17 protein-coding genes are annotated in these 23,607 nt (G+C 42.6%); 3 read left to right on the forward strand and 14 right to left on the reverse strand.

The annotated features are described in order from the left end of the window. Positions 1 to 88: 88 nt before the first annotated feature. From J3999_RS04530 to J3999_RS04595, 14 genes are all read right to left on the reverse strand, one after another. On the reverse strand, positions 89 to 727 hold the full coding sequence (locus tag J3999_RS04530; protein ID WP_173284207.1) for an urea amidolyase associated protein UAAP2: 639 nt from the start codon (positions 725 to 727) through the stop codon (positions 89 to 91). After that, positions 720 to 1,463 (reverse strand): urea amidolyase associated protein UAAP1, encoded by a 744-nt coding sequence (locus tag J3999_RS04535; protein WP_208126779.1) that lies wholly within the window; start codon positions 1,461 to 1,463, stop codon positions 720 to 722. The genes J3999_RS04530 and J3999_RS04535 overlap by 8 nt, the downstream gene beginning before the upstream one ends. Further along, positions 1,456 to 1,932 carry a CopG family ribbon-helix-helix protein gene (locus tag J3999_RS04540; RefSeq protein WP_208126780.1) on the reverse strand — a complete coding sequence of 159 codons (477 nt, stop codon included), beginning with the start codon at positions 1,930 to 1,932 and terminating at the stop codon, positions 1,456 to 1,458. Before J3999_RS04540 ends, J3999_RS04535 begins: the two co-directional genes overlap by 8 nt. A gap of 1 nt (position 1,933) precedes the next feature. Next, entirely contained in the window at positions 1,934 to 2,842 is a 909-nt protein-coding gene (locus J3999_RS04545; RefSeq protein WP_371811856.1) for an ABC transporter ATP-binding protein, read from the reverse strand. Positions 2,843 to 2,853: 11 nt separating this feature from the next. Further along, positions 2,854 to 3,831, reverse strand: a complete 978-nt coding sequence (locus J3999_RS04550; protein ID WP_208126781.1) for an ABC transporter permease — start codon at positions 3,829 to 3,831, stop codon at positions 2,854 to 2,856. A 646-nt stretch (positions 3,832 to 4,477) separates the two neighbouring features. Beyond that, complete coding sequence (locus J3999_RS04555) at positions 4,478 to 5,815, reverse strand: hypothetical protein (RefSeq protein ID WP_208126782.1); 1,338 nt, start codon at positions 5,813 to 5,815, stop codon at positions 4,478 to 4,480. 38 nt (positions 5,816 to 5,853) lie between these two features. Further along, positions 5,854 to 9,180, reverse strand: coding sequence for a DEAD/DEAH box helicase family protein (locus J3999_RS04560; protein WP_208126783.1), 3,327 nt, complete (start codon positions 9,178 to 9,180; stop codon positions 5,854 to 5,856). A 14-nt stretch (positions 9,181 to 9,194) separates the two neighbouring features. After that, the gene (locus J3999_RS04565; RefSeq protein ID WP_208126784.1) at positions 9,195 to 10,154 is read right to left on the reverse strand and encodes a hypothetical protein; all 960 of its coding nucleotides are present in this window, start codon (positions 10,152 to 10,154) and stop codon (positions 9,195 to 9,197) included. A gap of 3 nt (positions 10,155 to 10,157) precedes the next feature. Then, positions 10,158 to 11,249, reverse strand: coding sequence for a DUF3696 domain-containing protein (locus J3999_RS04570; RefSeq protein ID WP_208126785.1), 1,092 nt, complete (start codon positions 11,247 to 11,249; stop codon positions 10,158 to 10,160). Beyond that, a complete protein-coding gene (locus J3999_RS04575) occupies positions 11,242 to 12,627 on the reverse strand; it encodes a DUF262 domain-containing protein (RefSeq protein WP_208126786.1) in 1,386 nt (461 codons plus the stop codon). The genes J3999_RS04570 and J3999_RS04575 overlap by 8 nt, the downstream gene beginning before the upstream one ends. A 249-nt stretch (positions 12,628 to 12,876) precedes the next feature. Beyond that, positions 12,877 to 13,731, reverse strand: coding sequence for a hypothetical protein (locus J3999_RS04580; RefSeq protein ID WP_208126787.1), 855 nt, complete (start codon positions 13,729 to 13,731; stop codon positions 12,877 to 12,879). Continuing rightward, entirely contained in the window at positions 13,728 to 17,087 is a 3,360-nt protein-coding gene (locus J3999_RS04585; protein ID WP_208126788.1) for a DNA methyltransferase, read from the reverse strand. The genes J3999_RS04580 and J3999_RS04585 overlap by 4 nt, the downstream gene beginning before the upstream one ends. 12 nt (positions 17,088 to 17,099) lie before the next feature. Further along, positions 17,100 to 19,943, reverse strand: coding sequence for an SNF2-related protein (locus J3999_RS04590; protein WP_208126789.1), 2,844 nt, complete (start codon positions 19,941 to 19,943; stop codon positions 17,100 to 17,102). 107 nt (positions 19,944 to 20,050) lie between these two features. Then, positions 20,051 to 20,764 (reverse strand): inovirus-type Gp2 protein, encoded by a 714-nt coding sequence (locus J3999_RS04595; RefSeq protein ID WP_208126790.1) that lies wholly within the window; start codon positions 20,762 to 20,764, stop codon positions 20,051 to 20,053. A gap of 406 nt (positions 20,765 to 21,170) precedes the next feature. On the opposite strand from J3999_RS04595, the gene J3999_RS04600 reads away from it, so the two are divergent. The 3 genes from J3999_RS04600 (at position 21,171) to J3999_RS04610 (ending at position 23,594) form a co-directional block, all read left to right on the forward strand. Then, positions 21,171 to 21,503 (forward strand): hypothetical protein, encoded by a 333-nt coding sequence (locus tag J3999_RS04600; RefSeq protein ID WP_208126791.1) that lies wholly within the window; start codon positions 21,171 to 21,173, stop codon positions 21,501 to 21,503. 38 nt (positions 21,504 to 21,541) lie between these two features. Beyond that, entirely contained in the window at positions 21,542 to 22,585 is a 1,044-nt protein-coding gene (locus J3999_RS04605) for a YqaJ viral recombinase family protein (protein ID WP_208126792.1), read from the forward strand. A gap of 88 nt (positions 22,586 to 22,673) precedes the next feature. Continuing rightward, a complete protein-coding gene (locus tag J3999_RS04610) occupies positions 22,674 to 23,594 on the forward strand; it encodes a hypothetical protein (RefSeq protein ID WP_208126793.1) in 921 nt (306 codons plus the stop codon). Positions 23,595 to 23,607 lie beyond the last annotated feature (13 nt).

Genomic DNA, 23,607 nt, shown 5'->3' on the forward strand with positions numbered 1-23,607 from the left:
GCACCGCAAGAAAAATTCGAGACATATCGTTTAGATAGGCGAGAAGTTTTCGAGGACGCAACAACGCAGTTGAGCCACTAATGACGATTTACTCCCAGATAATCATTTCGACCGGCGTCGGGTTATACCCATTACACGGGTTATTCAACTGCGGACAGTTGGACACCAGCACCAGCACGTCCATATCCGCTTTCATCTCGACATAGCGGCCCGGAGCGGAAATACCGTCATCGAAATCCAGATGTCCGTCCGGCGAAACCGGCACGTTCATAAAGAAGTTGATGTTGCTCGACAGGTCTTCTTTTTTCATGGTTTTACCGTGGTTGCAGCTGCAGCTTCCCAAAGCCATCAGGAAGGAGTCGCGGCACGAATGCATATGACGCTTTTCGATCGCATAACGGACGGTGTTACTTTCCGCCGAACAAGCTCCGCCGATGGTATCGTGGCGACCGCAGGTGTCATCGACAATCGTCAGCATCTTATTGCCGCGGTTGGACATCAGTTCGCTGCCGGTCGTCAGATAAATTTTGCCCTGCTCACGAATGGTGTCGGTAGCCGAATAGCGTTCGGCCTGATCTGCCGCGTTATAGAAAAGCGTGTCGACCGCCTGATTCCCTTCCAGATCGACAATACGGAAATACTGCCCGGCTTTGACTTCGTGCATCCACGGATCGCCGGCTTTTACCACTTCGCGGTAAACGATTCGATTTTCGTCAAACTTAGTCATTTGGGTTCTCTCCGTAAAAAACTTTAGTGTTGTAGTAAGCGCGCTCGTTCTCTCCACGATGCAGACGACAAGGATCGTCCTGCTCGACTTTCATGGCTTCATAGACACTTAATTCGACCGGCTTCGGATTGTATTCCGGGCTTGGATCCATCGGATGCTGCGCCGTCGACAGACAGACGATGCAATCCATTTCGAAACGAAGATCAACATAGTCGCCAGCCGCAGAGTTGTTTTCGACAAACGTCATGGTGCCGTCGTCTTCGACGCGCACCTTACTGAACCAGTTCAGGTTCGGCATAATGTCGCTTTCGTTCAAGCCCCACTTCTCAAGTTCGTTGATCAAACTGTCGTGACCGTTTTTGAAATAGTCGTTATGCGCTTCCTGGTAAGTTTTCGTACCATACTTTTTCTGCAGCATACTCGCATTGGACAGTCCGCCGATGGTGTCATGCCAACCGCAGGTGTCGGCGATCACCGAACACATTACGCGGCCCATATCGCTGAAACACATATTCGGCGTGGTCAAAAAAGCGGTTTTCTGCGCTTTCAAGGTATCCGGCATGTTGTAACGTTCATTTTTCACTTCCAGATTATTGATCAGCATCGAAACATTCGCTCCGCCCTGCAGATCAGTCATACGCAGCAACGTACCGCGGCGAATGACACCCGACCAGTGAGCCCCTGCCGGAATCAATTCTTTCCAAACAAAACCGTTGTATGAAGGTGCCTCAGGCATGTTTTTTCTCCTGTGTTAAACGACTGACATCCGTCGTCGTATGAATCGGCGGCAACGCCGAATGGGTCAGATAGAGATTGCTGTTTTTGACGCCTTTGAAAGACATCATCTCGTCGCTGATCCGTTTAAGTAATTGCGCAGGGCCCTGCATCAGATTGACCTCCAGCGTATGTTGGTCCATCAGCTGAACCTGTGTGGTGGAAATAATTTCCGCGACATATTTATGCTTTAACTGATTAAGACTTTGCTGCAAACCAGCAATCGAGTGGTCATAAACCAATGTGCAAGTGCCCGCCATGACTTCATTGGTATGATCCTGGCGGAAAGCCGATGCTTCCTTACGGATCAGATCGACCAGCAAAGCCGAACGATTTTTTAGCTTGCGCTGACCGGTCAGCCACTCAAGCTCATTAAGAACCTCTTCCGGTAGCGAAGCGCTGGTTCTGATTAGGTTGCTAGGTCGTTTCATCTTAAAAAATATCCGGTACGTCAGAATTAACCGATACCATCCGCACCATTTTCAGCTTGTCTTCCATATCTTCGACTTCTTCGTCTTCATGGTGCACCAGGCTTTCAAGGTAGACTTTGGTCGCCATGAAAGCCGGACTCAAAAAGGTCTCCTCCTCTCTCGGTCTTGGCAGAGGAACATTCACGACCTCCTTAACGCGTCCCGGGTGCGCATCGAGAACCAGAATCCGGTCGGCCAGATAGATGGCTTCGTCCAAATCGTGAGTGATAAAGAAAATCGTGATATCGATGTTCTGCCAGATCTCCAAAAGATACTGCTGCATTTTCAAACGGTTCTTCGGATCCAGTGCCGCAAAGGGCTCATCCATCAATAAAACCTTCGGCTGATTCGCCAGAGCGCGGATAATCGCTACACGCTGTTTCATACCACCGGAAAGCTGATGCGGATAGGAATCGGCAAACTTCTCAAGACCGACCAGATCAATCCATTGCAAAGCCTCCGATTCCGCCGTCAGTTTCGACATTCCCGACTCAACCAGTCCGAACATAACGTTATCTTTCACCGTCATCCACGGGAACAGCGAATAGCTTTGGAATACCATCCCGCGATCCGGCCCCGGCGCTTTGACCGCTTCGCCGTCCATTAAAATCTGTCCGTCGTCGATGGTTTCCAGACCGGCCACCAATCTGGCCAGCGTTGACTTACCGCAGCCGGAAGGCCCGACAACGCAGATAAATTCTCTTTTGTAGGCGGTGAAATCGATCTCGCGCAGAACTTCGACCGGCTTGCCTTTATGCTCGAAAGATTTGTGCAGTTTCTGGATATCCAGTACCGGCGGACGTTTCAGAATACGTTCATTTCTATCCTGAATTTCGGGCGTAATCCATTCGTTCAGAGGGTGACTATTCACAAAAACCTTCCTTATTTACTGTTGTGCCAAGGGAACAGACGCTTGCCGAGACGGGCAAGAATGATGTCGGTTACCAGTCCGATAATCCCGATAATCAGAATCGCTGCAAACACATTGTCGAAATTCTTGTAACGCGCCTGCTGCGTAATGAACCAGGTAATCCCAGAACTGGTGCCGATCAGTTCGGCAACGATCAGATAAGTCCAGGCCCAGCCCAGCAGAATACGCATATCGCGATAAAGGTCCGGCAGAATGCCCGGCAGAATCACGCGTCGGATCATTCGCAAACCTTTGCAGCCGAGAGTCAATGACGCTTCGACCAGTGCAATATTCAATTTACGAGTGGTCGCCGCGACAATCAGTACCATTTGGAAAAAGGTACCGATAAAAATAATTGCGATTTTCGGCGCATCGTAGATTCCGAGAATTGCCACCGCCAGGGCCCCGAAGGCCGGAGCAGGCAGATAACGGAAGAATTCGGTAAACGGCTCTATAATGTGCGACGCTGAAGCATAGGTTCCCGCCAAGACGCCTAAAGGCACCCCGAAAAGCATGGCCCAGAAAAAGCCCCAGGCAATCACCTGTATCGAATGCCACAGGCTTTCGTGCAACCAGGGTTCGTTACTTCTTTTAGGCGGTGTGGTAAATGCGGTGTAAAAGGCCGTGGCGACTTCGTGTGGAGCAGGAAGGTAAACCGGATTGGAAGGAATCCCCTGCGGTAATTCAGAGACATCGATACCCGGGTTTTCGGCGACTTTTTTATCGACAACCTTCTGGAAAACTTCTTTATCGACCAGTGTTCCCTCGCGGAAATAACTGACCCCGCCAGACTGTGTAATTTCTACCTGCGGATGCCATAGAAAAGGTGCGTAGCTGAATAGACACCACAGCAAAAGTGGAATCGCGAAGCTTCCGAACGTCAACAGACGTTTGGAAGGCTTATCCAGCGGAGTTCTGGGCGTGAACCATGTTGAAAAGTTTATGGACATATGCAGCCTCGACATTACCTAGCCAAAAAATTATTACGCTTTACTGAAAATGTAATAAGCAATGACGATGCCAAGACCAAAAAGCGGTTTTTATGCAGTAATACAGCTTAGATATTGATAATTACGAGGGGGAAAATGCCAAGATCAGTGCCCCAAAATATGCCCCTCCGCCCCATTATGGACAATTTAATTCAAACTAACAGAATCAAAAAAAGCCGAAAAGCCGTTTCACGGTATCACCCTTCTGCAGTTAGACCTATCGACGCATAATTAAAGGCGCGAAAATATGAAAGGCGTTTTAGCGCAAACTGCGCGTTTATCCAAACATGAGCATGGCATAAACACTTTGAACGGTTTTTTGCAGGCATAAAAAAACCCGCTATAAAAGCGGGTTTTGTCGGATTTGGCGGAGAGCGGGGGATTAGAAGAAGCCCGTCTTTCCTAGCATATAGAGCACAACACGAAAAACATACTCACTTTTGTACTCACTTTCAGAAAAGTCATTCCGAAACTGAACGGGATTATACACAGGACAAGGCTCTTAATCCAGCCGTTTAAACCAGCAATCTTTTAACATGCCTTAAGTGTACGAAAAACTCTGCCTTCAAATCACCATGAAATCTTGCGCAATTTTCACAATAGTCAGTCAATCTGTTCCTGGATTCAACTTAAGCTTAATAAGGGATTTACGCAATTTGACTTCTTTGTCCTTCCTATTTTTAATGTTTTTCACCCCTGAAAAAAGAGGATCAGCTAAGTAAGTTTTCAGCTTTTTTGTACTTGCTTCCCTTGCTCTATTCATAGGGCATTTCTTTTTAGGGCACTGCTGATGATATGCACTGAGATGCAAATTGACCGTGCGATCAATATTCTCTAAAAGAGTCTCTACATCACTTTTTAAAACATAATTAGATTCTGAGTCCTCAGCCTTCTGCTCTAGTTCTTCTTTACCTACAATGCCCAATGATGCATCAATGTATCGCTCAACCGCCTCTTTAAAATTTGGAAATTTAAGCCATCCTTCAAACATTTCAACATTTGAGTCAACAGACTGTTGAGGAATATTTGAATCCCAAAATATCCGATCCGACTCCAGATTAAATAACTGCACCAGTTTAGTTGACAAATCATTGAAAAGAGCCTCACGCACCCTTTCTCTGTCTCTACTAGTCAATGTCGTATTATGCCTATGGCTTTTTGCAACAGGCGGCTTCAAGAGATGTATTCGCTCTCGATATAAATACCTTACGACCTTTGTTCTCAATACATCATCCCGGAAAGCTATCATAAATTTGGCTTTAGAGGTTGAAATGGAATTGGCAAACTTATTTTCAAAAACGGATCTTGCCCCCATATAGCCGCCTAATAGCTCTCTAGATTTCATAAGAGCATTCCAAGCAATTCCAAGCGCATTAAGTTTATGGGCTGTGTAGGCACAAACAGCCATCTCTACCGATGTATCAAACAGTGTTCCGATAAAATCCATTCGTCTCGGCATGTTTTTCAGCTGATGATACATGGGGAGATTCACTCCAACGACTCTATCCTCAATTTCTTTTAGCAAGTTATCAGAATCAAGGCTTTCATCCAAAAGCCACAATTCAAAGTTTTCTGCATAATTCAGCAAAATACTTTTCAATCCAAGTAAAGATGGGTGTGATGAAAACACTGAATTCTCGGTACTTTCGACATCAGATTCAGCTGGATCGTTTCTAAACGCATTAATAACGCTTGGATAGCCATTGATGTGTGCCAAGCGATAAAACTGTAAAAGCAAGTTATCCTCAAAATCGAAGCTTTTATCTTCTCTCAAGCCCGTGCCACGACCTAACGCCTTTCTAAAACTTAATTCAGCATTCAACTCATCAATAGAGCCCTCTGCTGAACCAGTCTCATGAGCACTATCTTGCGTTACCTGGATATTCGACTTAAAAAGAAGATCCAACATTAGAGCTTCTAAATTTTTTTGGTGTTCTGAGTTCATTACCTTCCTATCAAAACTTTCTCAATACGCCTTGCTCTTTACTTTCTAACAAGGCCCATCACCTGACCTATATACACATCTTTATCAGACATGAAAAAAACATGGTTTTGATGCAAATCCTGTTCACTCACGCGCCATTGAGCTTCGATCATTTCACGAGTGGTGCTTGCAGGGCTAATAATGAGACTTTCCAGTTCTACTTCGTTATTTAAACGTGCTTGAACATCTTTAATTTTGTGGGCAAACTCAATTTTGTCATCACCAATTCCTGTTCGTAGAATACCGTGAGGATCAACAAAGACGATTCGTTGCAGGGTTTGTCCTTTATCATCCTGCCATAAACGCCACAGAATAAAGTCTGGATAAAACCCACCCGCTTCAAAGAAACCAATACCTTTTCTAACTAGGTTGCGAAGCAGATAGATTTCTTCACCTGTACGATCTAACAATGCTTGATTTTTATTAAGCCAAATCTTTAAGTCTTCAACGAATTGATACTCTGAAGGCTCTAAACCAACTGGTTGGATTTTGATTCGATCAGAGGTCGCACATAACAACGGATTAAACAGGTGTTGGTCAAACTTAATCCCTTTAACCGACTGACGCCCTGAATCAAACAAATTTGCAGCATTGACTTCAAATGCTTCTTTTAATTGTTGGATATCGTCTATTAATGCTGAATCACTAGCATCTACAGTGATGGTGTATTCAGAATCCACGGGTAAATTATCATTGGCATCTTTTAGCGTCACAACTTCTAGTCTAGGCTCAAGATAGGCGCGTTTATGATGATTGTGAACCTTGTCTGCCAAGATAGACAATAGCTCCAAGGCAAGCTCCTGCCACAGCAAAAAGTTTTGAGCCTTCATTTCCCATTTATCGGTGGGTAGATAAATCTCGTACCAATTATTTTTTAATAGCAAAGATTGCAAACGATCTTTTTGAACGATTAAGTTAGCATAACCGCGGCTTTGCACATATCTAGATAAGGCTAAATACAATTGATCATATCTGAGTAAACTGGCACGAATACCATCAAAAGTTAATCCAACTGGCGCTTCGGCTTCTGCGATAGACTTATCATCATGCACTTCATCTGCTAGCAGGGTACGCAAAGCTGGTCGACGATCAATAACGATTTTTCGCCCTTTAATCTCAATATTTGGCGGAATATTGAATGCAGTACCTTTACCGCCCAATAAAACTAAAGGACCATCTTTGGCAAAAGAATAAACTTGTTGAGTATCTTGTCGAACCTTAGGGCGCAGCATTTTAAGCCTCTCGCCCATACCCTCTAAAACGGTCAAGTTGACGGTTTCGATATAGGTCTCCTCATTGCCAGGCAGTCCTTCTTCAGATAGATAGTCTTTAAACGCTGCAATAAAGTCAGAACCAACACCAAATACATTTAAGGTTTCCAGTAATTGCACATATTTAGGGGCAGATGTTGGTTGGTAACGGCTAGAGCGCATTAAGCTCATTTCTCGACCTTTCAGACGCACACCACGACCAAAGAGCTGAATAATTTGTGAGCCTTCTTTTTTACCCGTGTTCATTAAGCCCATTGACGATACACGCCAAGAGTTCCACCCCTCAACAAACTTCTTTGAACCAATCAATATATTGATGGGGGAATTAACATCATTCAACTGAGCAAACAAAGGGTTGGCAAACTCTGTTTTAGAGATTTGGATTTCACAATCTAAAGCTTCCCTCTCTTTATCCGCAGCAAGACTTGACTCTAGATGGTCGGCAAGACCTTTAGCATCACCGACATTAATCAATCCAAATGGCTTTGTATTGTCTCCAACTTTTAAGAGCAGCTCACCTGAATCACCCGTGATACGCTCAACAATCAAAGCACCACCGCCACTAGACTGAAAGACTCGTTGACACATATCTGCAAATAACTCTTGTGCAGACAATTTCAGCTCTTTTAAATATGGAAAGCTCGAACCAAAAATATCACGGCCTTTCTCATCCAATAAGCCTGCTGTCTTGGCATTACTATTCAAAACAGAATCAATGGTCTGCACTGCTTGAGTCTGATTGGATAAAAACCAACCCAAAAACTTCAGAACTTTGGCAATATCAGAAGCACGTTCATCGTAGTTTTTAGCATCTTCTTTTTTACCATCATCTTTCACCACGCTGGCCCCAACAAACACCCAAAGCGGCATAGTGAGATTAAAATTGGCAAATTCTAAATGACGATCCTGATACAAACGTAATTGTTGATAAAATGCTAATAAAGCCGCAGTTAAATAAGGCTTTTGATGAATAATATCTTCTTGCTTATTTGGAATATTGAAAATGCGGTAATCTTTGCCATAGCCATCTTCATAGAAATAACGGTAGGCATAATCAAAAATAACTGACTTTGCATAATCGCCTTCTACCTGATCATTTTTAGCAGCAACAATCGCTTCTTTAAATGTAGCAGAATACTCAAAGGTAAAACCATTTCCAGCTAATTTACGCCGACTGGCCAACCATCCTGTTTCGCTATCCGCTGTTCCCAAACCACGGTGCCCTTCATCAACTAACAAAACATTTTGATCGCCAAAACTTGCAACATCCATGACCTTATCGCCCTGTACGTCACTTAATTTGGTAATTTCTGTTACTTTAATATCCGCACTCGATTGCTGAGTGGTTTGAGTTAAACGCTCAGGATTTAATCCACTTTCGGAAAATTCAATAATATGCTGCTCGCTCAAACGCTCATTTGGACTAATTAAAATCACCTGACCATAATCGTCTGACTTGGCAAAACGGTTAGCATAGTACTTAAACTGCAAAATATTGCAGTGCATTAACAGAGTTTTGCCGCTTCCTGTCGCATTTTGTAAGCAAAGTTTATTAAGCTCTTCAAAAGCATAGGTTGGTACAGGTGCTTCAAAACCCTCAGCTTCATAGTGCCCATTAAACACTGACACATAATGATTCAACTTATTGAGTAGACCAAAACGATTATTAAAAAACTCATACAGGTAAATTTCGACAAACAGCAGGCTCAGCCATTGAAAATACTTCCATTCAATTGATTTTTCTCTTCCAACGTTGATCTGATCTAAATGGGCGACCAAATTCGCATCAAACTGTTTAAGTTGCTGTTCTGAGTAAGCCCAAGTCGGTTGCCAATGGGCTAACAACTCAGCTAAATAATAATGATGTCGATCTGGACTTAGGCCTGGTTTGGCTTTTTTTACGGAAGCCGCAATCACATCTAAGGCACGAACTTTAGCGCCCTTTTTCAGAAACTGTTTCTCTAGGGGATTAATGCCAAATTGCGTCAAAAGCCACTGATTCAGTACCAGTTTTTTATTGAAATGTTTTGCGTCTAATTTCTTTAGTTTTGCCATGATTGTTGTTAACTTCAATGCTTAGTTATTTTAGGGCCGAAATACACAATCTGAATCTGTTTCATTGCTGGGGTCAAAGGCCAATCAAAATAGACACGGATTTGAGGGGTTTTGATTTTTCCATGGTAACTGAAGGATTCTTTTTCACCTGTATAGGCATTTTTAAACTTTAATTGATTTACAAAATCTATTTTGTCTTGGTCTGACTCATCTGAAAACCATGCTTTGTCACCATGAAAGTGCTGTTCAATCAATTGATGAGTCGAACTAGAAAATTGCTGCTTTTCATCTCGGCTTTGAATAATTTCTTCAAGTTTTTTACATAACTCTAAAAATCTTTCCGCGACACAATCACTGAAAGGTAATTGTTCTATCTGACCTAGTAATTCATCACTAAACACCAGAAGTTCAAACTGTGCTTTCGAATAAGAAATTAAATCCTTCCAGTTCTGTGGAGGAGGGAGAAGGCTATGTAACCGAGCTTTAAGACTTTCAAATTCATAATAGTTTTGAATTTCATACAATCCTAAAATTTCTTCTGGAAGGCCATGTTGAACACAAAGAGTGTTGACTCTAAACACCTTTTCTTGACCTAAACTATAGGAAGCAACAGGCTTATCTATAATTTGTTTACGCGCGCACTCACCCAAGCCTCGATTAGTGACATCCTGTCCATTCAACTCAAAATAATCATCAGGATTTTCTTCTCGGCTTTCACACCAAAAAGGCCCACTCCTATCAAGCCATGTAAAAATCTTTTGCCTTTGATCTTTTGAAGCATTTTTACCAATAACATCAATTAAGGATTTGTTATCTGCAACAAATAAATTTCGTACATTTCTATGACACTTTAGAGGGCTGCCAAGCTTTTTGGCTTGTGTATTAAATAGAACCAAGTCTAATAAATCATTAATCAAAGACGAAAAGTCACGACCATAAATTTCTAAAGATAAATCATTCAAAATCACTTCCATGCTTTAATCCCAGCCGTTGATTTCAGAGATATCTTTATCTGTTTGATCAAAAAATCCTTCAGGCCATTCACTAAGCTGACCAAATCTATCGATTCGAGGAGAAACTAAAAATGGAATCGGTATATTCTTGTCATCCAGTTTAGTGTCAAAGAAATGGATATTTACTTTTTGAGGAGCAATTTTCTGTTTTGATACCGCCAAACGGATACCATTCAAGACATGATCACTATGAGTTTCAATTATTGTTTGTGTACCTGAAGCAGCGACCATCGATAAAAAACTACCCATCTTTGATTGCCCCATTGGGTGCAAATGCGCTTCAGGGCTATCAACAATTAAAATCTGATCATCTTCCGTTAATAACCCAGCGACCAAAACAGGAAAAACATAAGACAAACCAAAGCCGATATTCACCGGACGATTCCAATCTTCATGCATCGATTTGCGAAGCTCTAACTTCACATAAGGCAATCCTTCCACAGCCGTCGTATTAGCTTCTGCATTTGGAAAAATCTCATTCATCCATGCTAAAAACTGTTTTCGAAAACTGCGTGATGACTCACTTGGATGCATTTTGGAAGGATGTACTTCTTCATCTTTATGAGTTTCAAACAACCAAGCAGCATATTGCCCAAATGATCCAACATCAGCGTTAGTATGACTTGGGCTTTCTGGAATAGGAAATAGATCTAAATTGATGTCCCTAGCCGCACTGATAAAAACCGTTTTCGAAATATTACGCTTAATTTCCTCACAAGCACTATTAAGACTAACGGGCAGGGATAAGGCACTCCTGATTGAAGCATCCAAGCTTATTGAATAGGTCGATACTTCACCCTCAAATTTAAACCTTATTTCTCTGCTGTCAGCATGACGCGATACAACCTCCCCTGAAGTACCAAGACGAGTATTTTTACCATTGAGTAATACATCACACTTACCTTGCTTGTCTTCAATTTGACTAGCTAACAATAAGCTCTGAATCGAAGAGGACTTACCCGCTGCGTTAAAGCCCGTAAAAACATTCAGTGAAGCTAACGGGATGATTTGTTGCTTAAAACATTTGAAGTTCTGAATTTCTATTTGATTAATCATCACCGCTCCCATCTTTAATTATTTTATTGACCTTTTCATAGCCCACAGTGGCCTCAATAAGCTCCTTAATCACTTTTTCATCAAATGCTTCACCAAATTCACTTTCAAGCTCTTTCTTAAAATCACTTTGCCCTACTTTATCTAACACTGTTTTATTGGTATGTAAACAAGATTCTTCATACAAGGATCTAATTTGATTGGCCTTCCACCGTAAGGTATTTTCATCTCTATAAATTGCATGAGATCTTAAAATAAATAAATAAAAAATCACCAATGGCGATTCGGCAATATGACTACCAAACATCATTTCAGTTAAAGAGTGTCGAGCTCGAACTTTAATCGAATTATTCGTTGATAAAGAAATAGCATCATCAAAAGGTTTGAATATCAGTAATTGCATAGTTCTTTCAACTAATTCAGTTTTTTTCAAGGCTCTAATATTATCGATATGTTTTACCCATGATGTGACTAGAGAATCGAACAGAGATGCATTGATAACACTTCTTTTACCATTTGGCTTACAAATAGATTTTCTGAAAGCATTACCATCAAATATTTCAACATTTAACTGCATCACTTCATCAAATACAGCCAAAAGGTTTTCAAGCTTACTCTCTTCAACATTATTCATCTCAACAAGTGCGTCAGATAAAAAATCATCCATTTCAGCTTTATAACTATCAATCCCTAACAAATAAAAAGCACAGAAGCGGTTAACAACCTCTCTATCTCTCATAGTTTTGCTTTGCAAGGCTTTATCCGTAGCCATTTTAAAGCTATCCAGTTCTACAGCCTTTTTAAGCCATCGAGTTGCTTGCCCACTATAAAGGCAATTACGCATCTGTTGACGCGTCAAAGGCTCTCCACTATTAACCCTTTCAAAAATATCTAAACGCGCTCTTTCAGGTGCTTTTGAATCAAGAATATACAACGTCAACTGAGTGTCTTCGATCCTTTCTTGAAGATGAATAGGTAATTCAGAAAACCTTTTATTTTTGATAATTTCATCTTCTTTCTTACCAATATCTTTTAATGCAAACTCATCATCTAAATATCTGCGAAAGGTCGTCAATCTTTGCAAACCATCGACCACAATAATTTTGCCATCAACATCCTCTGCTACATACATAACAGGGAGAGGGATTCTCATTAAAGCTGATTCGATTAATCTTTGTTGATGTAAAGGAGGCCAAACAAAGTCACGTTGAAATTCTGGGTCTAAGATATATCGATCTTTTTTAATACGAGCGATGACTTCACCAACAGTGCGAACATCTTTTCGAACAAAAACAGTATCTAACGGGTAATCTCCCCAGGATTCGCTTTGATCTGTTTCACCCAAGCCTTCTACTTGTTCTACTGTATCGTGTTCATTCATTCGTAAATTTTCCTCTGAATTTGTAGATTCGAACGACATAAAGCCTCTTCCCACATTCTTTGCATAAAGGTGTCTTCCAGACGGGTTTTGGCAGTGCCATGCTGTTGTAAGCCATGGGGGCCGTCGATATAGATTTTGTCGAATTGTGTCAACAGCCACTGATTTAGAACTAGTTTTTTCGAAAAAAACTTAGAGTTTAATTTCTTAAAAGTCATATATTTGAGCTCAACAAAAAGAAAAAGAAGGTAATCAGTTACAAATATCACTAACTTGATGTGATTTCGTTTTAGATACAATCAAACAAAACAGTTCAAAGAAATCATTCATTTCAAATAAATTTAAATACATCTTATTATCGTTTCCGACTTTTTTATCATTATCAAAATCAGATGGAGCAGATAATCTCTTATAAGTCGATTCTTGCTCTAAGTATCGGTCTTTTACATTCGAAGAGAACTCCCAAAAAACTCCTTTTATACATGGAATGTCATACCAATATACATAAATCGTTTTTTGAAGAATTCCTTTTCTATCAATTTCATTAAGTTGATTCTTTAATTTATCCCCAACATCCAATGTTGCAGAATGGCTATAACAACGATATTCTCTATTAACTAGTTCAGAAACCTTCACAAAAGGCTTCAATATTGCCTTAACCTCCAAATACAGTATATCCTCCCCTCCAAATTGAATTTTAATGTCAGGCATCCTTTTCAATTCACTATCAGCTCTTTGGTATGTGTATTTGGAATCACTTTCTTTAAGGTTTTTATTCAATCTAAAAACAATAAATTCTCCCAACAACTTTTCAAACAGCTCCGCCTGCTTAATATCACTAGACTTGGACTCGCTATTTTTCTGTAAAGATTTAGCAGAAGTAAGTTTTGTGCATTTTTTGCATGTTGCATCATTTTTTCGAGGAGGATACCCTTCTGAAGAATTCTTTTTTTCAAACGAAAGGTAGTCTTGATATAACTCATTACTCTCTGAGCTAGGAGAAAAAATTGAAAAGTGATGACTCTGACTCTGTTTCAAATTGGTAAGTGAACTAGTACTAACTAGTGACTTATATAAGCTTATCGCATAGTTCATTTCTTTATTCATAAAGAGAACATTTTCTTAATGAATGTGTCTTCTAGGCAAAATAGACGCGTTTTTGCAGTGCCGTGCAGTTGTAGCCCGTGAGGGCCGTTGATATAGATTTTGTCGAATTGGGTATCCGCTTGGTTGACGCCCAGTTTTTCTAAATAAGCTTCTAGGAAGGCCGAATCTTTTTCTGGGTCGTCGGTGAGTTTGCGCCAAATGACCAATACCGAATCACGCAATTCATCACTGCCAGCTTGTTGACGTACCCAGCCTTCGACGGTGCGGATTTGGTAAGGAGACGCATTGTCACTATAGGCATCCACTTGTTTTAACCGACCGGCAAGCTTTAAGCGGGTGTGTTGGTCGTTGGGTAATTCGGTGTCATGCTCTCGTTCAAACTCGCAATCAAAAGCACGCCATTTATCCAGCTTGACCACATTGAGACCAATCAACCAGTTAAAGGTTTCAATTAGATCAACCGCTTGTGGTTTGGCTTCATCCGAATTGGGGCGTTTGATTTTCAGCTGATAATTTGCAGGATTGCTAAATTGATTCAGATTCAATAAAGACGGGCTTTCCGCCGTTTCCGCTTCTAACAGATAAGACAAAATAAAGTCTTTTGGCATATCAGCCGTGTTGTAAGTACGGTCATCGACCAGATTATTTAGCGTGTCTTCATATTGCTCTAAACGGATATATTTAAAACATTGCGACACACCGCCTGCTTTACCTTCGGAGTCAAAGACAGGTTTGCCGTCTTTCCAATCTTTGGCATACACCACTTTTTGAATACGAGGCTTGGTGACTGAATCAAAATAAGTGCCCATTTCGCACAGGATATATTTGCGATTACCTTGGTCTTCACGATTAAGGTTAATGACCGCATGACCTGTTGTGCCTGAACCAGCGAAGTAATCTAAGATTATTGGTTTTTCAGCATTGTTTGTTGAAAGAAATATGCACTCTTCTACAAGGTTAATTGATTTAGGAAAATCGAAGAGTTTTTTACCCATTAAGCTTACTAACAACGTATTTCCGTATTTACCAGCATCAAATTGTCCACCTGACCAAACTGTTTTAGGTACCGTTAGTTCATGAGTTAAAAATAAATCAAAATTACCTTCATCATCTTTTCGCACTGTAATTCTGTCTATGTTGTCATTTATAGAATCAAGTCCAAAGTTCCATCTTCTTTCGACACCATCTTGATCAATAGGCCAAACCTCTATTTCACCATTATCAAGTTCTACATTCTTGCCAAGAGGGTGAAAGTTATCATCTGGAACTTCACCTACTCTCACTATTTGTGAGTTTTTTATGTATATAGGATAAAACGAGAGTCTTCGCTCTGTTCTAAGCGAATTCTCTCCCCAGCGTCTCATTTTTCTAGGAGTTTTATTTTTTTCCAACTTCCTAGCTATTGCCGTCTTATTTTCCTCAGAAGTAATAAAAATTGCATACTCATGAACACGGTTAAAGTCTTTCGTAATAGAGCCTTTAGGATTGTGAACAACGGTTATTTTTGTAATTCTTTTGTCTACGAACCTTTCTTCTAAAATTTTGGATAAATTTAAAAACTCTGCATCATCAATGGCTATTGTTTTCACTGACTTTTCGTTCATAAGGTTTGAAGACAAATCCAGCCTATTAGCCATTAAAGACATCCATGAGGAATCTCTATATTCATTCTTATAAAGGATAGGAGTCGAGTTAGTGTTGTATGGTGGATCAATGTATATGTAGTTTATTGAAGCTTTGAATTTTCTCTGCAAAATATTTAAAGCCTGAAAATTATCCGAATTAATCAGCAAGCCATTACTTTGCTCATCTAAGTCTTCAATTTCAGCCAGTAGTTCATCTTTAAAAGCGGCATTAAAAAACTGGGTATCGACTACCAGATATTTAAATTTTTCATCGGCAAAAACCGCTTCCATGCCTTGTGCTTTAACGGAATCCAATTCCGCTAAATCAATGGCAAAAAGCGATACCCATTCTTGGCGTTGCGCTTCGTTTTCAAGGGCAATTGCCACCAGGCCTAGTGATTTTTCCAGTCTATCCAGCGTAATGCAATATTGGGTTTCGGTAACGAATTTCTTTTTTAGCCATAGCTTTTTTTGAAAGTCTTCCAGTTGCGCTAAAAAGGCAATAATGTCTTTGGCAATGCGGCGCAATACTTTGACTTGTTGCAACCAAATTTCTACCGTGCCTGTATCTGCCTGCTCCACATCATCCAAACGCATGATTTCGTTTTTAATGTAAAAATCCAATTCACGCTGTAAAAAACCACCGAGGTCTTTATGGATAAAGTAATCCATGGTGTTTTTGCTGGTGTAATTATTGAGGTATTTAGTCAATAACGGCCGCTGAGGGATTTTATCGGTAGGGGCTAAGATTTCTGCAAAGGTTAAATAGTCCGCCGCTTCTGGCATGGCGGATAAAGCATCTTGAATCACTTGGGTGATATACAAATTCGGTAAATCGCCTTTATTGGCAGACTTACCAAAACGGGCTTTCAGTTGTTTCTCTTGTTCTGCTGAAATGGCATCGTCATTGGTGGCGACACGAAACTCAAAATAGACTTCTAATTCACCCGCTTCATTCATCGCAATCGGGTTGTCTTTGCGAATAAAGAACTGACGCTTTTCGGTTTCTTTATTGTTATTTTGCGCGCCTTGCTCGGCATCCACCAATTTAAAGTGAATGCGCTTGTCTCCGAGTTGTGGGGCATCTGTAAAGTCTAGTGTGCCTGCTTTGTTTTGCTTGCTGGCTTGTTCGGCTTGCTTTGCCGCCGCTTCACGAATATTAAAGCTGTATTCATTAAAACTTTCGGTGGTCTTGATGTAGTACTGGTCTTTATTCGCCCAATGCAAATAGACTTCACTGCCGTCATAAGGCACCGCATAAGCCGCCGCACGGGATTTGTTTTCCGCCACATGATATCGACGGCTCATAAAATCCCCGCCGTCATAATAACGGCTAAAGAAACGAATCAAATGGTCATAAATCACCGCACGACCACTCAAATTCCCTTTGCCCGCTTTAGCCTGATCGACTACTTTGAGATAGTCTTTTGCGGCTGGAACGCCTTTGAAATGCTCAACCAACTCGCCCTTTTCATCAAACGCCCCTTCGCCCAATTGAGTGATCAAGGTCTGCTTGGCTGCTTCAATCGCTGAGTGCTGATCTGCTTGGTCGGCATCAGCAAACACCGCATCAATCTGTTGCTCTAACTCTTTATCCAAAAAGGCATTAATACGCTCTGCCTTGGCGTGCATGATTTTATACAGTCCAAAATCTAGCTCAGGCTGATCGAGCTGGAACATTTGTTTAAGAAGCGTAGTAAATTTGGTTTTGAGTTCGGTGGCTTGGGACATAGAGGGTTTTCTTTAAATTAGCTTCCAATAAATGCGGAATAGTTTATCAGTATGCGATTTTTGGTTTAACTGGTTTTCAATGGCTTCGATTAAACGATCTCGTTGTTCCTCGATCTCATCTTCAACATCAAAAATTGACTGACGTTGGCGGCGTTGCTGTTTTTCGAGCTTTTTGATTTCTTCTTGCCATTTCTTTTGCTCATCAAGACTTTCTGCTTGGCGAGATTGACGCTTAGCATCACGAATTTTAAGTTTGGTATCAACAAGCGCTTCTTCAGCGGATTTGATTTGATCTTCGGCCCATTGTTCCAGCTTTTCACGGGCTTGCTGGAAGTACACATTATTTTCTTCCAACGCCCGATTTAACTGCACGTGTAACTGGCGCTCAACCTGGCTTTCAAAAACATTGGGAGCTTGTTGCTCAACCGAGCCATGCACTTTAGCGGACAATTGAAATAGCTGTTCACAGGCCTCTTGATCTAGCACTTCACCGTTTTCTGCCATACAGCTAAAAACCAGATGATCTTCATCTTGAAAAGAATGCAAAGTGAGTTGATTAAGCTCCAGCCAGCCAGATTTACCTATATAGGGCTCAAGCGCTGAAAGTTTATAGGAATGACCAGAAAGGTCAAACGAAACCGACACCATAGGCGTATCAAGTCGCCGCCCGTGCTCCAGCACATATTGACCTACAGGGTGGCCTAAGCGATATAAATGCGCATCCTCAGGAACATCTACTCCTTTTTGTTTAAGACGATAGTGCCCTTTAGGGGATATGCCCAATGCCGTGTGCAAATCAAAGCTTAAATTGTGCGAGTTAAACGTGGCTTTATTGTCGAGAATAAACTGGGTGAGCGCCCAGAAATATCGACTAATTTTATCCAACTGGTCTTCGGCACGCTTCTTTCTGACCTTTAGCAATTCGTGAATATTTTGATCAAAATGTTCAAACAGCTTTTGCTCGGTTTCTACCATTCGTTTTTGAATAGTCTCTTCTAGCTCTTTCTGCAATTGATCAAACGCGGCCATAATTTCCTGTGGACTTCGGCTTTGTTCATAAATTGCCGCAATACGCTTTTCAATATCAATCCCCGATTCAATTCGACCCAGGATTTCATCGGACGCACCAAATAGGCCATCAAATAACTGGAATTTATCTGTAAGAAGCTCCAGCACACGCTGATCAGCCTCATTGCGTTGATTCAAGAAGTTTACGACTACTACATCAAACTGCTGTCCATAACGATGACAACGACCAATTCGTTGCTCAACCCGCTGCGGGTTCCAGGGCAAATCATAGTTAATGACTAAGTTACAGAATTGTAAGTTCACCCCTTCTGCCGCTGCTTCGGTAGCAATTAAAATCTGTGCAGACTCTCTAAAATGATCAATAATTGCTGTGCGCTTATCAACAGCAAGCGAACCCGTTACGCGATCTGTACCTTGATGCTGTTGTAACCAAGCCTTATAAATGTTCTTAAGAGATTGGCTGTTGTTCGTGCCACTAAAGGTAACGACTTTTCCAGCAAACCCATTATGTTCTAAGAAACGCGCAAGATATTCTTGCGTTCGTGTTGATTCCGTAAAGATGACCGCTTTTTGGGGTGAACCTAACTCGCTCATCTTGTCGAAGCCTTGGCGTATGGCTTTGACTAACGCATGACTTTTCTCATCGACCTGAATCGTTCTCGCTAGGGTCAAGTAATTTTCCAGCTCAGCGATTTCGCCCCTAAGCTGAGTGTTATTGATTTCTCGTTTTTCCTCAACCTCTTCAAAAACTTCATCAAGATAGTCTTCATCAAGCTCTTCCTCTGCCAAGAGTTGCTCGATCCAGTTTTCCGCATTTTCAACTTCTTGTTCAAGATCACGTAACCGATTAAGCATCGCGTCTAAGGTTTGAATCACAGCCGCAGTAGATGAAGCTAATAGCTTGCGAACGATCAACGACACCAAGTGCTTTTGCCTTGCCGGTAAGGCGTAAGAATCTTCACGTTGTAGAAAGGCTGAAATCAGGTCGTATAGACGCACCTCATCATCAGACGGCTTAAATGGAACGGTAATGGGCATCCGTTTTGTATATCGAATATATTCCAATACCTGAGAGCGCAAGGTTCGCTTAGTAAATTCCTGCATCCGTTTCTTTAGCGCCGGAAAATCCTCACCGTTACGCATAAATTGCGCTCTAAAACTGACTTGATCACCAAACAGATGTTCATCAATAATCGTGCTAAGGCCGTAAACTTCCATTAAATTGTTTTGCAGTGGTGTCGCGGTTAAGAGAAGCTTTTTGCTCCCTGCAAATGCGCGTTTAATGGCCTGACCTGTTTGATGCGATTCTCTATGCGCATTTCGAAGTTTATGCGCTTCATCAATAACCACCAAATCCCATGGAATCGTCTGGAACCACTTTTCATTCGCAGAGACAAAGTTATAGGACATGACACTGATTACCGCTTGATCAAGCGGGTTATACACCCCTTCTTTCTGTGCTTTTTTAAACGTGCGGCCATCGATTACCTGGGTAGGCAAATTGAACTTCTCGCTCATTTCATTAGCCCACTGCTTTCTCAAAGCGGCAGGACAAACCACAACAATACGACGTTTACGTTCTGCCCACAGTTGACTCATCACCAAGGCAGCCTCAATAGTCTTACCGAGGCCCACCTCATCGGCCAGAATCACGCCTTTATTCAACGGATTCTGCAACGCAAACAATGCCGCGTCGATCTGATGCGGATTCAAATCAACCGAAGAGTCGAAAAGTGATTGGGACAGCCTACTTTCATCCCCACCGCGACGGCGACGGGTGAGTTCATAAGCAAAATATTTGGCTTGGTAAGGGGTTATTAACTGCATAAACTTAACAATCTTCCTAATTGAGGGCATCTTTAACTGCAGAACCAAAACATTAAACTACAAAAACTCACAAAAAATAAGTAAAAACACACCCGTCCAAAGCTGTTTCACTGGGAATTAATCAGGCTACTGCCAAAGCTTCTTTCTCGGCCTTTGTACACTTTTGTAGCAGCCTTACACATGTAACTCGCTCTAAATATTAAATCCCCAAGCAACCCTATAAAGTCGGATTCTCCCTGCTTAAGGACGTGAATAGGCCTGGATTCATCTATTCCTTTGTATTTTGCTGCGCTCACTACGCCGCCTTTTGTTTCATCAAACTCTATACCCAACGCTCCCGCCCATGCTAGACGTAAAAAACCAAATAAGCTCTCTCGGCTGTCATATTTCCCCAACCCTCTGTACGCATCATAATTAAGCAATAAGAGAACATGATAATGGGGATAGTCACTGCCATCCTGTTCCTTCACCCAAAAGTAATTCACATCAGTTTCATGCTTACGCCCCGCCTTCGATTTAACGCACTGTTTTGCAGTTCGGTATTTCACGCCTTTGAAAAACTGGGTTATATTCTTATTTGACACATCCCCCTGATAACTAGGGGGATAACAAAGTTCAAATCGAATGGCTAGTGTTCTGTTGTTATTAAAGACATGTTGCACAATCACCTTAAGCATCACTTCAATATATTGCTCAACAAACGGTACAACCCAACTCATCAGGCCATATCCCATGTAAACACAGTCCCAAAGCAACTTTAAGTTCGAGTTGTCTTTATGGCGTTTCAATCTTTCAAATTCATTCTTGGATTCTTGGTTCATTCTGTTACTCTCAATGGATTGGTTAATACATATTGAGTAATGAATAACGGTGCTAGTTAGTCAGTTGGCTTGGCTTTGGATTGCCAAGCATTGGACAGGGGGCTCTTTGTTTCTGTTCTGGTGTAGTTAGTAGTTAATTCTTACTAAATCCTATTACCGACAAAGGCGATGACCGCAACTACTGAACTTTAAATTAAAAATTCCCATGGAAATCCAGCAATCTTTTGTCCATTTCGCCACATTTTTCAAGCAAGTTAAATCATTACTCATACCATTCCATCGCCTGTACAAAATTACTGCCGCCAATCCCCTGCCTCAAAATCTAATCCAAATCAAAGACACTTACATACCACCTCCATGAAGCCGGAACCCCTTCCGTCTGATTCAACAAAAATGGAGGAAAACTATGGCAATTCACTGCCCTGCCTGCGGCTCACCGCAGGTCATCCCTAAACAACTCGGCAAGAAAACCGGCGGCTTTATCGGTCTGATCGGCGGTGCTGCTGCCGGTTTTGTCGGCGCAGCCAATGGTGCTCGAACCGGTGCCACAGTCGGCGTTATCAGTGGACCGATCGGTTTATCGGTGTGCACACTTGGCGGCGCCATCTTGGGCGGCTTATTGGGCGCGGCATCCGGTGGTGTCACCGGCGCCAAGCTCGGCGAAAAACTCGATAAGTCTTTTCTGGAAAGTTACCACTGCTCGAACTGCGGCCACACCTTTTCTAAACCTAAGAAATAACCCGCAATCAAAATAAAAATTCACTTTGGAGACATACTATGGCGACAACCACTACAAATTTACCAACACAAACCCACCCCGTTGTATTTCCTGCAACGGATCTCAAAACGCAACGCGCTCACGGTCAAGCCAAGCGCATGCTTGCCACCCGTAATCTCAGTAACGACCAATGGCTTCAGGCAAGACTACAAGGTATCGGCAGTTCGGATGCGGCCACTGCGGTCGGGCTTAACCCCTATAAATCGCAATTAGAACTATGGATGGAGAAAACAGGTCGGATCACGCCAACACAACCGAACCCCCTTGAAGATAGCCCTTTGTTATGGGGAACGGTGCTGGAACCCATCGTTGCAGAGCACTATGCCAAACGTACCGGTCGCAAGGTACGACGGGTAAATGCGATTCTGCAACATTCCGAATATCCGTGGATGCTGGCCAACTTGGATCGTGAAGTAGTCGGTGATGACGAGGTACAGGTATTGGAGTGTAAAACAGCCGGCCTGTTCGGTTCAAAGCTCTGGCGAGACGGCGTGCCAGAGTACGTGCAATTGCAGGTACAACATCAATTGGCGGTCACAGGCCAGAAGGCCGCCGATGTGGCTGTCCTTCTGGGCGGTCAGAAGCTACAGATTTACCGTATCGAACGGGATGATGCCTTAATTGAACGACTGATTAAACTCGAACAAACCTTCTGGCAGCGTGTACTAACCGACACCCCGCCACCGGCCGATGCCAGTTCATCGAGTGAAACCGCCCTGCGCATTCTCTATCCGAGTGATAACGGCGAGGTGCTGGATCTGTCGGAGGATATGGAAGCCAACCGTTCGTTTGAAGCGATGCTTGAAGTGCGCGAACAGCTGGAGCAATTCAAGTCATTGGAGGCAGAACTGAAACATCAACTACAGCAAACTATGGGAGAAGCCAGTGTGGTAAGTTTTGCCAGCGGGCAAATCAGTTGGAAGCAATCGGCTGACTCAACCGTTTTTGATACACAACGCTTTAAAGCCGACCAGCCGGAACTCTATGACAACTACCTGATCACCAAATCCGGTAGCCGACGATTCCTGGTGCAAGCCAATTGAAACATATTTTATTCCGCCCTTAGAACCCAGCCTAGTGCTGGGTTTTTTTATGCCCTTTTGAAAGGAGAACACCATGTTAAAAGGCTTAATGCTCACCCCACCGACTATTGGCCGTATCAGTATCGGCCAGGTGGTCGAAAAGAACGGCAAGCGTCTACCACAACGCGATGACCAATTTACCCTCACCACACAAATCCAAACTTCTGACGGCTGGATAAAACATCCATTGGATGAAAAGCTGCGGCAGAACAGTGGGCGCAAGCTTCGTGAGATTCCGGTGCAGCTGATCTTCAACCAGCCCGAACTGAATCTGCGTGCGGAATACTGTCTGTTTGACCGACAAACCGGACGCCCTGTGTGTGTCGGCAACGGGGAAACCTGTCAACGCCATACCGGACACGGCATGGAAACACTGCCCTGCCCTAGTCCTGAAGCCTGCGATTTAGCCCAAGGCGGCTGCAAGCCTTATGGACGCTTAAATGTGCTGGTGCAATCAGATGCACCGGAAACCGACACCGACCCGATCAGCTGTTTTATTTTCCGCACCTCGGGCTTTAACAGCATCCGTACACTCGCCTCCCGCTTGAGTTACTTCCATGCCCTATCCGGCAACCGACTGGCGTGTTTGCCTTTGGCATTAAAGCTTAGAGGCAAATCGACACGGCAGAGTTTTGGACAACCCATCTATTACGTGGACCTGACCTTACGCACCGGCCTCAGTATGGATGCAACGCTGGAAGCCGCCAAGCGGGTTGAACAGGAGCGGATCAATGTGGGCTTTGACCAGAAAGCATTGGATCTGGCGGCACAACGCGGTTTTGGGAATGGACGCTTTGAAGATAGCGAGGAGGACTTTGAAGCGATTACGGAAGAGTTTTATCCCGAGTTAAACCATTCGCAACACCTTTCTCAAACTCAACAGGCCGGCTCTTTGCCTAATGCCTCACTGGTTCAAAAGCTCGAACAACAGGTTCAGCACGTCCAACAAACCCAACCACTGAATCACTAACCAACCCTTACAC

This window comes from Thiomicrorhabdus sp. 6S3-12 (genome assembly GCF_017571475.1).
Lineage (GTDB): Bacteria > Pseudomonadota > Gammaproteobacteria > Thiomicrospirales > Thiomicrospiraceae > Thiomicrorhabdus.